At 41.4% G+C, this 14,255-nt stretch carries 10 protein-coding genes; 9 read left to right on the forward strand and 1 reads right to left on the reverse strand.

The window, feature by feature from the left end; all coding sequences use genetic code 11:
* The first annotated feature begins 112 nt into the window (after nucleotides 1-112).
* From KUL10_RS14560 to KUL10_RS14600, 9 genes are all read left to right on the forward strand, one after another.
* Nucleotides 113-1,384 carry an inorganic phosphate transporter gene (locus KUL10_RS14560; RefSeq protein WP_110429680.1) on the forward strand — a complete coding sequence of 424 codons (1,272 nt, stop codon included), beginning with the start codon at nucleotides 113-115 and terminating at the stop codon, nucleotides 1,382-1,384.
* 5 nt (nucleotides 1,385-1,389) lie between these two features.
* Nucleotides 1,390-2,301, forward strand: a complete 912-nt coding sequence (locus KUL10_RS14565) for a hydrogen peroxide-inducible genes activator (protein WP_110429681.1) — start codon at nucleotides 1,390-1,392, stop codon at nucleotides 2,299-2,301.
* A 23-nt stretch (nucleotides 2,302-2,324) separates the two neighbouring features.
* Nucleotides 2,325-4,256 (forward strand): PAS domain-containing hybrid sensor histidine kinase/response regulator, encoded by a 1,932-nt coding sequence (locus KUL10_RS14570; protein ID WP_110429682.1) that lies wholly within the window; start codon nucleotides 2,325-2,327, stop codon nucleotides 4,254-4,256.
* A gap of 185 nt (nucleotides 4,257-4,441) precedes the next feature.
* Complete coding sequence (locus KUL10_RS14575) at nucleotides 4,442-6,253, forward strand: choice-of-anchor I family protein (RefSeq protein WP_110429683.1); 1,812 nt, start codon at nucleotides 4,442-4,444, stop codon at nucleotides 6,251-6,253.
* A 137-nt stretch (nucleotides 6,254-6,390) separates the two neighbouring features.
* On the forward strand, nucleotides 6,391-7,515 hold the full coding sequence (locus tag KUL10_RS14580; protein ID WP_110429684.1) for a beta-ketoacyl-ACP synthase III: 1,125 nt from the start codon (nucleotides 6,391-6,393) through the stop codon (nucleotides 7,513-7,515).
* A gap of 3 nt (nucleotides 7,516-7,518) precedes the next feature.
* A complete protein-coding gene (gene prsK / locus KUL10_RS14585) occupies nucleotides 7,519-9,564 on the forward strand; it encodes an XrtA/PEP-CTERM system histidine kinase PrsK (protein ID WP_110429685.1) in 2,046 nt (681 codons plus the stop codon).
* A gap of 13 nt (nucleotides 9,565-9,577) precedes the next feature.
* A complete protein-coding gene (gene prsR / locus KUL10_RS14590) occupies nucleotides 9,578-10,936 on the forward strand; it encodes a PEP-CTERM-box response regulator transcription factor (protein WP_110429686.1) in 1,359 nt (452 codons plus the stop codon).
* Between the two features lie 72 nt (nucleotides 10,937-11,008).
* Entirely contained in the window at nucleotides 11,009-11,749 is a 741-nt protein-coding gene (locus KUL10_RS14595; protein WP_110429687.1) for a glutathione peroxidase, read from the forward strand.
* 66 nt (nucleotides 11,750-11,815) lie between these two features.
* Nucleotides 11,816-12,880, forward strand: a complete 1,065-nt coding sequence (locus KUL10_RS14600) for a carboxylesterase (RefSeq protein ID WP_110429688.1) — start codon at nucleotides 11,816-11,818, stop codon at nucleotides 12,878-12,880.
* 16 nt (nucleotides 12,881-12,896) lie between these two features.
* Here KUL10_RS14600 and KUL10_RS14605 read toward each other — a convergent pair whose 3' ends face one another.
* The gene (locus KUL10_RS14605) at nucleotides 12,897-14,105 is read right to left on the reverse strand and encodes a dipeptidase (RefSeq protein ID WP_373415191.1); all 1,209 of its coding nucleotides are present in this window, start codon (nucleotides 14,103-14,105) and stop codon (nucleotides 12,897-12,899) included.
* Nucleotides 14,106-14,255 lie beyond the last annotated feature (150 nt).

A 14,255-nucleotide genomic window follows, 5' to 3' on the forward strand; every position in this document is an offset into this window, starting at 1 on the left:
CCCTGATTTTTTTACCTTTATTGTTTAGTGTTTATAGACGCTTGGTTTTGGGTCAGTCTTTGATGACAAGTAGTGCATTGATAAATTGTTTATTCAGATTTGGAAATAGTGAATGGATTTAATTCAAAGCTATGGGTTAATACTCATTGTTTTAGCCGCTACGTTCGGTTTCGTGATGGCTTGGGGGATTGGCGCCAACGACGTTGCCAATGCAATGGGAACATCGGTTGGTGCTAAAGCTATTACTCTCAAACAAGCAATACTTATTGCTATGGTATTTGAGTTCGCGGGCGCATATTTAGCGGGTGGAGAAGTCACCTCGACAATTCGAAAAGGTATTATCGATGCCGGCTATTTTATCGATACTCCAGATTACCTAGTTATTGGTATGATTGGTTCGTTGCTTGCTGCTGGTATTTGGCTCGCAATCGCATCATTTTATGGTTGGCCTGTTTCGACAACTCATTCAATCATCGGCGCAATTGTAGGGTTCACAGCTGTTGGTGTTAGTGTTGATGCTGTTCAATGGCTTAAAATTGGCGGTATTGTAGGAAGCTGGGTAGTTACCCCCGCAATATCTGGTGTCATCGCAATCTTGATATTTTTGAGTGCAAAAAAACTCATTTTTGATAGAGCTACTCCACTAGTTTATGCAATTAAATACGTACCGATTTATATGGGGCTTGCCGGCTTTATAATGGCTTTGGTCACGATTAAAAAAGGGCTAAAGCACGTTGGCCTCGGGTTGACACCTGAAATGGGTTATACGGTGGCCGTTTCAATTGGGGTAGTGGTCGGCGTTATTGGTATGGTAGTGATTAAAAGGCTGCATACTGAAAAGGCGCTGACATACGAAGAACAGCAATCCAGTATCGAGCGAGTTTTCGCGGTCTTAATGGTGCTAACTGCATGTTGTATGGCATTTGCGCACGGGTCAAACGATGTAGCTAACGCGATTGGGCCTTTGGCGGCCGTAGTAAGTGTAGTCAGTAACGGAGGCGAAATCGCGGCAGACGCTTCTTTAGCGTGGTGGATATTACCGCTAGGTGGAATTGGCATCGTTGCAGGGTTAGCACTATTTGGGCATCGAGTGATGAAAACGATCGGTCAAGGCATCACTCATTTGACGCCTAGCAAAGGTTTTGCTGCAGAATTGGCTGCTGCGACAACGGTGTTAATCGCTTCAGGAACCGGTTTACCGATCTCCACAACCCAAACATTAGTTGGTGCAGTACTCGGAGTCGGTATTATACAGGGAGTTGCGGCGTTAAATGGCAAGGTAGTTAAAAGCATTCTCGTTTCTTGGGTGGTTACGCTTCCTGCTGGTGCGACACTTTCTATTGTGTTTTTCTTCGCGCTTAAAGCTATATTTTCAGTGGCGTAACGTTTATGAAATTACCAAATTTAAAACATCTACATTACTTTTGCGTTCTTCATAAAGAACAGCATTTTCACAGAGCTGCTCAAAAATGTAATGTAAGCCAATCTACACTCAGTGCGGCGATACAGAATTTAGAAGAAACAGTTGGACAACAATTGTTGGAGCGAGAACATAAGGCGTTTGTATTCACTGATTTTGGTGAAGCATTAGTTGAAAAAAGCAAACAATTGCTGGGTCAAACTCATGAATGGATTGAATTTGCTGAATCTGCAGGAGATTGGAAAACGGGTACCTTGAGAATAGGTGTCATCCCTACCATAGCCCCATTTTTGTTTGAGGATCTTATTACCTCGGTGTCTTCGGACTTGCCAGACTTGCGATTACAGCTTCAAGAGGACACAACTGATAGACTATTAGAAAAACTAGGCGATGGCGAGGTAGACGTGCTTGTCTTAGCGTTGCCAATGCACACTCCAGGTTGTAAGCAAATGCGATTAGCACAAGACCCTTTCCACCTGATTGCGCATAAATCACAAGCACAAACTCTCAAAAATAGCTCAGACATTGATACTTTGCCAAAGGATAGTATTTTTTTATTGCAAAAAGAACATTGCCTAACCGAGCATGCTGTAAGTGCTTGTAGCCTTCAGCATAAAGAGCAAGTAAGCTCGCTAACGGCAAATAGTCTGTATACCCTAGTATCGCTAGTCAATAGCAGGATGGGTTACACATTTTTACCAGAGTTAGCACTTAATAAAGATATTCTAAAAGGCACAGAAGTGATTAGCATGCCAAACCATGATGCTGCTTGCCGTGAAATTGGATTGGTTTGGCGAACGGGGACTACACGTGTGCAACTGTTTAGACATATTGGTAAATTACTTGCACCCCTGCTACCTCTGCCGATAAGCTTAAGATAAGCGTGTGACAACAGAGTGGGACATTGAAGCAAATAGATAACGACATTTGGGAATTTATCACCACCAAAAGCAGCACAATGTTCTGTCATTGGGGGCCGTTACCTGACTTTAGCTTAATTTTTGTCTCCAGCAATATAGCCAAAATCTTGGGTTACAGGCATGATTTAATTGCAAGTGGGGCTATCTCTTTTTCCTCTCTTATCCTAGAAGATGATTTATCTAACTTTGAAGCAGAACTAGCTACTGCGTCAGAAGACACCACTTACGAAACAATCAAACACGAGCCATTTAGAGTCAAGGATGCCAACGGCGGGTTAGTTTGGATTCGTCAAACAACCACTATTAAACGAGACGAATTAGGCTATCCAACTTCATTTATGGCTGAGTTGGTTGTTGCTTCTGAGATCGTAAAAACTCAAGAAGAATTAAATAACATTTCTAGGCGTATGAAACTTGCGATGCAGACATCGGGAGTAGGGACATGGGAACTAAACGTTAAAACTGGTGCGGTATCATGCGACTCATTTTGGAGCATTATATTGGGTTTCGGAAGGGATTTACCGACTATTACAATTACGCGCCTGTTTGCGATGATAAACCCCGATGACCTCTTTGAGTTTAAAAATCAACTCGAGCAATTTTTAACGGGAAAAAAAGAGAGCTTTGATCTTGTCGTTCGTGTTCGCCATATTGATGGTTCCTGGCGCTACATGCTTACGAAAGGTGTTATCACCGATGTTGATTTTGACGGCAGTCCAATCACCTTTGTTGCTTCTCAGACCGATATCACTAAACAAAAACAATCAGAAATTGATGCGCTAGACGCCCTAGGCTCACGAAATCAATTTTTTGCAAGAGTCTCGCATGAAATACGAACACCGATGCATGGTATCTTGGGGATTTTGAATCTCTTGAAGCGAGAGCTTGACTCACAATCTGCACTTGAACAAGTCGAAAAAGTGATTGAAAACTCTGAACAACTGTTATTTTTGTTAAATGATGTTTTGGACTTAGCTAAACTCAATGAGACTCAATTGACGATCACTTCGGAACTTAGCTGCGTTATTGAGATCGCCGAAAGCGTTCACCGACTTTTCAAAGAAAAAGCAATTGATAAAGGCCTTGCGTTTACAATAACGAATAAGCTATCAGATAAACATTACATCGTCTGTGATAAAGCCAGGTTGATACAAATTCTAAGCAATATTATCTCTAATTCAATTAAGTTCACTCACGACGGGTTTGTCACGATTGAGTTGTTTCAGAAAGAACAAAATATCTATATAAGCGTGATCGACTCAGGTGTTGGGATCAAGGATGTCAGTTCCATTTTTGATGCTTATCAACAAGAGTCAAACACACAAACCGGGTTTGGAAAAGGCACAGGATTAGGGTTAGAAATAGTCCAACGTTTGTGCAAGTTGATGAAAATTGACATTAGTCTAGAGTCCAATGAAAGCGGTACGGAATTTTCTTTTGATTTAGGAGTGGCTAAGTCTCAGCCGCTAGACGTAGATGTATCAGATATCGCAGAACTAGCTGAGTTGTCACTTGAGAACTTTGATGGTCTCAAAATTTTAGTGGTAGATGACAGCGATATTAATCGTGAAATTGCAGAGCAGATGCTGGTAGAAAGAGGCGCAACCGTTTTATCTGCCGACAATGGTTACGAAGCAGTCAAAGAAGTCGCTAAGAATAATGATATCGACATTGTCTTGATGGACAAGCATATGCCTAAAATGAGTGGTATCGAAGCAACTGAACAAATTAAGGTTATGTTTGCTGAGAAGACGATGCCAATAGTGATAGCGTTGACTGCCGACGCGTTTGAAGTGGACAATGCTGTATGGTTTAAGCATGGGCTCTGTGAGTTATTAACTAAGCCCTTTGATGCAAAAGTATTGTGTACTGTTATTGCTAAAGCTCTTAAAAAAAGAAAGTTAGTAGCGAGTTAAGTATCTAAAAATTTCGCCCAAATGTTCAAATATTCATGTGAATGTCATATTTCGCACTAATAATGCGAATCTCAGCTTTGCGCTACTTCGTGATATCGCGTTAGTATGGCAAATGTACATTAAGAATTAAAAATAAAACGGTGCTCTGGCGCACATTTACACTATCTTATTTAAAGGGATATTTTATGAACCACTCTAAATTTAAACTCGCTTTGCTAGCCGTCGTTGTAGGGTTAGGCCTATCTGGTTGTGGCTTGGATGGGGATGACGGCGAAATCGGCGAAACTGGCGCGCAAGGCCCACAAGGGGATACGGGTTCAGATGGAGCACCTGGTTCAGATGGTCAGGATGGTCAGGACGCTTCAACCGGGGTATCGCTTGCGGTTGTAGCAAGAGCTTCATTGGGTGCGTCAGGTGCTGCAGAGATCGTACAATACCACGAAGCTAGCCAAACTATATACGCGACTAACTCAGCAACAAACTCTATTGCTATTATTGCTGCTGACGGTGTAACTAGTGTCGAAATGAGTGATCCTATTAACACAGCTAATTTGAGTGTTACTTCGCTGACTTTGCCATCAGAGGCTGCTGACGGTATTGCATTGGGCGGTCTAACTAGTATTGCGATTTCTGGCGATTTGTTGGCGGTTGCTGTTAGTGCAGCAGAGAAAACAGATAACGGGTATGTGCTGTTTTACAACGGTTTAGATAATGGTGCACCCGTTTTTATCGATAGCGTTGAAGTAGGAGCGCTGCCAGATTCTATTGCCTTTACTCCAAACGGTGGAAAGTTAGTAGTCGCAAATGAAGGTGAACCAAACAGCGATTATTCAATCGACCCTGAGGGCAGTATATCCGTAATTGATATACTTGCTAGCGGCGAACCTGAAGAAGTAGCTGATACGGTTAGCTTAGCTTCATTTAATGATCAACAATCAAGCTTAAGCGCCCAAGGCATGAGCTTTCCAAATCCAAGTGGTCGTACAATTAACGGCAACCTCATTGAAACAAGTGTTGCTCAAGATCTTGAACCTGAATATGTAACAACGACCGACAGTACAGCCTATATCACACTTCAGGAAAACAATGGCCTAGCCATCTTAAACTTAGACGACTTGAGCGTTAGTATCATTGGACTTGGCTTTAAAAATTGGTCAGGGCTCAATATTGATGCGCAAGAAGACGGAACGGTTAGCTTTGGTCAATATGAAGGTCTATATGGCGTGTATATGCCTGATACTATTGCCAATTTTGAGTGGAAAGATGCGACGTTTTTAATTACAGCGAATGAAGGTGATGCTAGAGAGTATTTCTTTGACGTTGAAGACGAAGCTGCATGTACGGCGGCTAATGGCCAAGATTTCGACGAAGACGACGGTTGTTTAGCGTTCACCGATGAAGTAAAGGTTGAGGATTTAAACGCAGAACCTGGTTCAGCTTTGGAAGCACTACAAGCAATTGGCGAGATAGATGATTTACGCGTGACCAATGCTTTAGGTGACGTAGATGGTGATGGCGAATATACAGAAGCCTATGCCTACGGTTCTCGTTCTTTCACCATTTGGGACCAAAACGGTTTGGTCGTCTTCGATTCTGGCGATGACTTAGAGCGCATCACCGCTTCGATTCATGGAGAAGCGTTCAATAATGGTGACGATGAGAATGAAGGTGACTCTCGCTCAGAAAACAAAGGGCCAGAACCGGAAGCGCTTACGGTAGGCATGGTAAATGATCGCATGTACGCATTTGTTGGCTTAGAGCGTATGGGAGGAATATTTGTTTACGATATTACCAACCCTTATAACGCATTTTTCGCTGATTACGTGATCAACCGAAACCTTACTGAAGGCTTAGATGCCGGTGATGTAATCGGAGACCTTGCGCCAGAAAGCCTTAAGTTCGTACCTGCTGAACAAAGTGCGAGTGGGAACGCTCTACTGGTTGTGGGTAATGAAGTCAGCGGTACGGTTACAGTTTGGGAAGTTATGCCTAACTAAAATAATTTTCCTCCTAATGCTAATTTAAAAGGGTACTATCAAGTACCCTTTTTCGTATTAAGACGCTACTAATCCATGACAAACTAATCATTAAAGGATAACCTTGTTGGCTAAACTAAAATAAGAGGATTTACTGCATGGCAGTCCAAGTTGTATTGAGTGGGTCAGGGCTTTGGACGCCCGATTTCAGCATTTCGAACGAAGAATTAGTTGACAGTTACAACGCATATGCGAAAAAGCATAACGAAGAGCATGCGTCTGAAATTGAAAGAGGCGAAATTCAAGCAAAGCCGTTATCGAGTGCAGATTTTGTTGAAAAGGCCTCAGGCATTAAAAGTCGGTATATTTATCAAAAGGAAGGCGTGTTAGATATTAATCGCATGCGTCCAATCATTCCTGAACGGGCTGACGACGAGCTTTCTCAGCAAGCGGAAATCGCAGTTTTAGCAGCAAACAAAGCCCTAAAGGCCGCCGGTAAAAAGGCTGATCAAATAGATGCAGTTATTGTTTCTTGTGCATATACACAACGTTCATACCCGGCGATTGCTATTGAAGTGCAAGAAGCCTTAGGTATTGAAGGTTTTGGCTTTGATATGCTGGTCGCTTGCTCCGCGGCAACATTTGGTATGCACCGTGGGTACGAGATGATAAAAGCGGGAACCGCAAATGCAGTATTAGTCATAAACCCTGAATTAGTATCGCCGCAAGTTAACTATAAAGATAGAGATAGCCACTTCATATTTGGTGATGTCGCAACGGCCGTGGTGCTTGAAAACGAAGAAACAGTAAACAGCGACAACGCTTATAACATACTAAGCACGAAGGCTTTCACTAAATTCTCAAATAATATTCGCTCTAATCACGGCTATATGAATAGAGCTCACGATAATGACCCTTATGCCGCTGATAAATTATTTCATCAAGAAGGGCGTAAAGTCTTTAAGGACGTTTGTCCCTTGGCCGCCGAACATATAAAAGAGCATTTGTTGAGTCACGATTTGACACCAAATGACTTAACGCGCTGGTGGCTGCATCAAGCGAATATCAATATGAATACACTAATTAGTAAACGGCTACTTGGCAGAGACGCCAGCAAAAAAGAAGCCCCAATTGTTTTAGATACCTACGCAAATACTGCTTCAGCAGGCTCCGTTATTGCTTTTAACCTGAATAATAAAGATTTACAAAGTGGTGATTACGGAATTTTGTGTTCCTTCGGGGCTGGCTATTCGATTGGTAGTCTATTAGTTCAAAAACGTTAGACAATGTTTTCTGACTTAGGTTACGCCCTCTCTGCCGTTTCGTATATTGGCTTATTTTTTCTGCTTTCTGTTACAGGCGTAAAAGGTGGATTAAACAAAGTATTATTAGTTTTAGTTGCCATCACGGGGGCAGCTTGGTCTGCTCTGCACTTAAGTCTGTTTCATGGGATTCAAAACTTATCCGCCGTTCTTTTTTACGATTCGGTGAAGCTTTTTGTGTTTGTGACTTTTTCTCTTTCATGCCTCAAACATAAAAATGATTCTGCTTTGTCATTTTTAGTAAGTCCTTTATCACTTTGCTTTTTAGGGCTAGCGACCATCCCATTTCTTCTTCTGTTTTTAATGCCGAGTTTCTTTTTATGGATGTATGTTGCATTGATGATTGTTGCCTTATCCATTTTAATACTCATGGAAATGCTTTATCGACAATCAGCAGAACAGAAGTGGCAAATGAAACCATTGGTTTTCTTTTTTGGTGCACTGGCGCTGTTTGATTTTGTAACCTATGCAAACGCAAGTATGGTCTCACAACTTGGCATTAGCTACGTTCAAGCGCGAGGTTACATTTATCTTCTTACCTTGCCTTTTTTAGTCTTAGCGATAAGGCGAATTGATACTTGGGGCGTGTCAATTTATATCAGTAGGGATATAGTCTTGCACAGCTCGCTATTAATGTTAGCTGGCGCTTATTTGTTTGTGATGGCGCTGATTGGCTACTTGGTAAAGTATCTAGGCGGAGAGTGGAGTTATTCCTTACAGCTGATATTGATTGTGATGTCAGCATTATTGCTAGTTGCAGTATTTATTTCTGAGCAATTTAGAACCAAGCTTCGGGTGTTTATTGCCAAGCATTTCTATGCTAATCAGTTCGACTATCGCGTTGAGTGGGTGAAGTTAAGTAATTTATTATCTGACGAACCTCTCTCAGAAAACTATGTTTACGATGCCGCCTTGTCAGGTTTTATACAAGCGTTAGGGCTAAAGTCAGGCGCTTTATATCAATATAAAAATAGTGTTTTAACACCGCTTACTACAAAAGGCATGGCTCCCTTATTTATCGACCTTAGCGCAAAGGAACAAAACGAATTACTGGCTTTTATTACAACGACTAGGTGGATAGTCGATACGCAAGAACTTAGGTACTTTCCTGCTCGCTATGAAGGTTTAGATACAATCAAACAGACTTTAAAAAAGGATGCAAATAAACTTTTTATACCGCTGTTCTATCAGCAGGAATTATGGGGAGTTGTCGAATTACAAACAGAAGAAGCTAAAAAGCCATTTTTGAATTGGGAAGTGCGGGATTATATAAGTGCGGTCACAAGTCAGATATCAAACTACATATTTCACTATCAAAATGCACAAGCGCTAGCAGAGAACGCACAGTTTGCAGCATTCAGTCGAATGTCAGCCTTCGTCCTTCATGATTTGAAAAATGTAATGGCACAAGTTGACCTTATTTTGACTAACGCGCAACAACATAAGCACAATCCAGAATTTATAGAAGACACCTTTGAAACACTCGAATATACTAAAATTCGAATAGGCAAAATGTTATCTCAGTTAACTGAAAAGAAAATTAGTCAGGGCGCGGGGATGAAGCAAGTCGAATTAAGTAAGCTAGTGCGTGAGGTGATTGATAAACAATGTCAAAACCTAAAACCGATACCCAGGCTCACGGTGTTAAATGAAGTAAAGCTCACAATTGATTCCGAAAAAATGAGTAATGTAATGTATCATCTTATTAGCAATGCACAGCAAGCGACTCCAAACGATGGAGACGTCAATGTTTTGATAAAAAACGACGAAGTTTCTTCACAAAACCAAGCGTTTGCCGTTATACAAGTGCAGGATTCCGGTGAGGGAATGAGTAAGCAGTTTATAGCAGAGCGACTTTTCAAGCCGTTTGATACTACAAAGGGTAATACAGGAATGGGCATTGGAGCATACGACGCAAGACATTTTGTTGAAGAAAATCAAGGTAGTATATCAGTCGAAAGTGAAGTCGATAACGGTAGTCAGTTTACAATAAAGTTGCCTATGAATTAGTAAAAGGAAGCACATGAACAAAGTATTAGTCGTCGACGACGACTTGGGTATTCAAAAACAATTAAAGTGGGCGCTTAGCGATTTTGATGTCGTCTTTGCCAGTGATAGGCAAAGTACTATCAGCCAACTTCGCCGCTTCGAACCAAGTGTTGTGACACTTGATTTGGGTTTACCACCTGATCCAGATAATGCATCTGAAGGTCTACAAGCACTCCAAGAAATTTTGTCGCTTGCACCATTAACCAAAGTTATTGTAGTGACGGGCAATAATGACAAAGATAATGCCCTTAAAGCTATTGCTATGGGGGCTTATGATTTCTATCAAAAGCCTATTGATTCTGACACGATTAATATCCTTATCCAACGCGCCCTAAACTTGACGCGTCTGGAAAATGAAAATCGCCTCTTGAGTGCATCGAAGCCTTCCATGGGGCGGATTATAGGTAACAGTGAGGCAATCCAAGGAATTAGTCGAAAAGCAGAAAAAATTGCTTCTACTGATATTACTACTTTATTGCTCGGTGAAAGTGGAACGGGTAAAGAGGTATTTGCGCGAAGTATTCACGAGCACAGTCAACGCAAAGACAAGAGCTTTGTCGCTATTAACTGTGCTTCTATCCCCGAAAACTTATTAGAAAGTGAGTTATTTGGTTACGAAAAAGGCGCATTTACGGGCGCTAATAAGACGACAATTGGTAAGGTCGAAACAGCTAAAGGCGGTACGCTATTCTTAGATGAAATTGGTGATATGCCGCTAGGTCTTCAGGCCAAAATGTTAAGGTTTTTACAAGAGCGCGTAATAGAAAGAGTCGGTGGGCGATCAGAAATATCAGTTGACGTTCGTGTAATCTGCGCAACGCATAGAGATTTGCCTGGTATGGTCAAAGATGAAACGTTTCGTGAGGATTTGTATTATCGTGTCGGTGAAATCAGCATCTTAATTCCGCCTCTTCGAGACCGTGATGAAGACGTTGTGCTTTTAGCCAGAACCTTTCTTAATCAATACAAAGAAGAATACGGAAACAAGGTCAAAGGCTTTAGTGACCAAGCGATAAAAGCCATGCTCGCTCATAAATGGCCAGGTAATATCAGGGAACTGCAGAATAAGCTTAAGTCTGCAGTTGTATTAGCTGAAGGTACTTTGATTGAAGCCGACGATTTAGGGCTTTCGTTATCAAATGATGAAACAGAACAAGTCACGCTTAATTTGCGTGAAGTTCGTGAATTAGCCGAAAGTAAAGCAATTAGACGTGCGTTTCATCAATCTGAGCAAAATATGTCAAGAACGGCAGAGTTGCTTGGGGTAACACGACCAACACTATATGCGCTTATTGACAAATATCGTCTAGACGATTTGAAGAGTAGTAATTAAGCCAAACAATCATTCGAGTTTTCTGGCTTATTAGCTACACTCTATTTTTTATTAAACACAAAGAGATATAAAATGGCAGACATTGAGTTACCAAATCAAGAAGGCAAAACGGTTCCACAAGTAACTTGGCCGGTTCGCGCGGGTGATGAATGGAAAGAACTTTCGACAAAGCAAATTTTTGAAAACAGAAAAGTTATCTTGTTCTCGCTTCCAGGTGCATTTACACCGACTTGCTCTTCGACGCATTTACCTCGTTACAATCAATTGGCGAGTACCTTTAAAAAACTCGGCGTTGATGAAATTTGCTGTATGTCAGTTAATGATACCTTTGTCATGAATGCTTGGTTAGCGGATCAAGAAGCTAGCAATATCACGGTCATTCCTGATGGTAACGGAACCTTCACAGATGCAATGCAGATGCTAGTTGATAAAAATGATATTGGTTTTGGTAAACGATCGTGGCGTTACTCAATGTTGGTCGATAACGGCGTTATTGAGAAAATGTTTATTGAACCAAACGTACCAGGTGACCCGTTTGAAGTATCTGACGCGGATACCATGCTCAAGTATCTTGCGCCCGAGATGGCCGCCCCTCAAGAGGTCTCTTTGTTCACCAAGCCAGGTTGTCCGTTTTGTGTTAAGGCTAAGGCGATGCTGTCTGATGCCGGTTTTGAGTATGAAGAAATTGTACTTGGACAAGATGCAACTTTAACTTCCCTTAAGGCTGTTTCTGGCAGAGAAACTGTCCCTCAAGTCTTTATCGGTGGTAAACATATTGGTGGAAGTGACGATTTAGAAGCTTTTTTGAGCTAAATCAGTACCCGCTATTTCTTCAGCACGGCATGTGTCATTGTCGTGCTTTTCGATAAGGAAAACGCCTTGAAACTATCTGTATTAACGACACTTTTGGTTGTGTTTGCTTTTGTACTCTCATTTTCATCACATGGTGAATCAAATAACGAGTCAATGCAAAGAGCAGTTTTCAATGACGGCTTTAAAGCATTATACAAGACTGAACTTGGCAGCATTCAAGCCTGCACTAAACAGATATCGGGAGAACTGAAAGTTTGTTCTAAAGTGTTGAAAAATGAAGGTAATGCTCCTTATGTTTTATATGCTGATAACTCAAAAGCGACAGTTGTACTTTTTCATGGCTTAAGCGACTCCCCCTTTTTTCTACGGTCTATCGCAGAGCACCTGCAACGACAAGGCTTTACGAGCATTGTGGGCTTAACGCCAGGTCACGGAAAATTCGATGCGGATGCTGATATGGAAGATCCTCATCTAAAACAACGTTGGTTAACTCACTCTCAAACACTAATTAATTTGGCGAAACAGTTGGGTGAACCTCTATTTATTGGTGGGTTTTCAACTGGTGGAGCTTTTGCTACTCATTACATGCTGAACAATCCAGATGATGTTGCCGGTTTGCTATTGTTTTCTGGCGCGCTTCAGTTGGCTGACAATGCCGAGTCAATGTCAAAAGTTTGGGGGATTAAATGGGTAGCGAAGTGGTTTGACGGAGAATATCAAAGTCAGGGGCCGAATCCATACAAGTATCCTGGAGTAGGCTTGTATAGCGCTTTGGTTTTAATGGATGTAATTAACGATATTCGCGACTTAATCGACCTCAAAAATCAGGATAATAGTGCGCTAAACGTCCCTATTTATGCCGCTCATTCCGCCTCCGATAAAACAACCTTGATTGAAGGAGTTGAATACTTGATGGAGAATGTGAGCGGTGAGCACAGTCTATTTAAAGTCGATGAGAGCTATGAACTATGCCATGCTGATCTTCCCATATCTTCAATTCAAATCGTAGCGATGAAGTTTAATAAATCAATGGTCAAGGAATACGAAAAATGTGCGATACCGGAAGCTAACCCCTTACATAGAAATATGCTCAACATGATGATGTACTTCTTGAATAGGCATACTAGCTAAGCCTGGTTACGATGATTCATGGGCGGTCTGCAAATGCTTCAACCGCTTTCCACACGCGCAATGCATTTCCGCTTAAAATGAGTTTGATGTCTGTTTCACTATACCCACGCGCTAACAAACCTTCTACTAAATTTGGAAACGTAGAAACGTCTTTAAGTCCAACAGGCAACGAGTCTCCCACGCCGTCATAATCTGAACCAATCCCAACATGCTCAATACCTACAAGTGCGACGACATGGTCAATATGATCAAGTACTGTCTCTAAAGTAGCAAAGGGATAAGGGCTGTCTTCATTATACTTAGTAATAAAGTCTTTAACTTCTCTACTATCAGCACCAAACACTGATGCTAAGTCGTTAGCTTGTTTAGTTCTTTCATCTCGCCATTTGCGAGCAATACCGCTAACAAAACCTGAACCGAAGTTGATCATAATCACGCCATCGTGCTCTGCCAGCTTTTTTATCATCTCGTCATCCATGTTTCTTTCAAATCCGGGGGTGAATTTTCGAATAGAGGAGTGAGAAGCAAACACAGGGGCTTGGCTTAACTCAACAGCTTGATAAAACGCTGCATCTGAAACATGAGAAATATCGACAATAATACCTAAGGAGTTCATTTCTTTGATCATTTCTTTACCAAACGGGCTCAAACCATTCCATTGCCGCCTAAGATCATATGAAGAGTCACTGATGTGGTTGCTTTGGCTATGAGCAAGTGTGATGTAACGAATTCCTCGGTCATAAAAATGTTTTAGCGTATCGAGACTTCCTTGCACAGGTGAGCCATTTTCCATACCCATTGGTAAAGAAATTTTACCAGCTTTAAAGTGCTGCTCGACATCTGTTACCCTGTAAGCTATCGCAAATTTATCTGGCGCCCTAGCGACGATAGCCTCTACGGAATCAATTAGTTGGTCCGCCAACTTGGTTGATTGAGGAGAGTTATCAAGGCTCGCGGGCACATAAATCGACATAAAAGGTGCATTTAAGCCCCCCTTAACTGCACGAGGATAGTCAAAATCTCCGCCTTTTGTCGCTTTTGTTACATCCACCCATTTATTGTTAACTCGATAGGGCACATCTATATGACCATCTAAAATGATAGTGTCTTGTGCGATCCTATTGGCTTTTTCTTTGATTGTTTCTTGTTCTTTAACAGTCGCAGTACAGGCGCTTAAAGCCAAAAACGAGCATATTAAAAACACAATCTTCTTTTTCTCTATCACTGAGTTATCCCTGGTCTTATTTAGTCGTATTTATTGTGAACAACTTTTATAAAAATTTTTATATTTTTAACTGATCTTACCCTTGAAAAAACTACTTAAGCTACCACTTCATAGTTGTTAAATAAAAGTTACAGGATGACGCCACCCCTT

Origin of the sequence: Glaciecola sp. KUL10 (assembly GCF_003203515.1) — a bacterium.
Classification (GTDB): domain Bacteria; phylum Pseudomonadota; class Gammaproteobacteria; order Enterobacterales; family Alteromonadaceae; genus Glaciecola.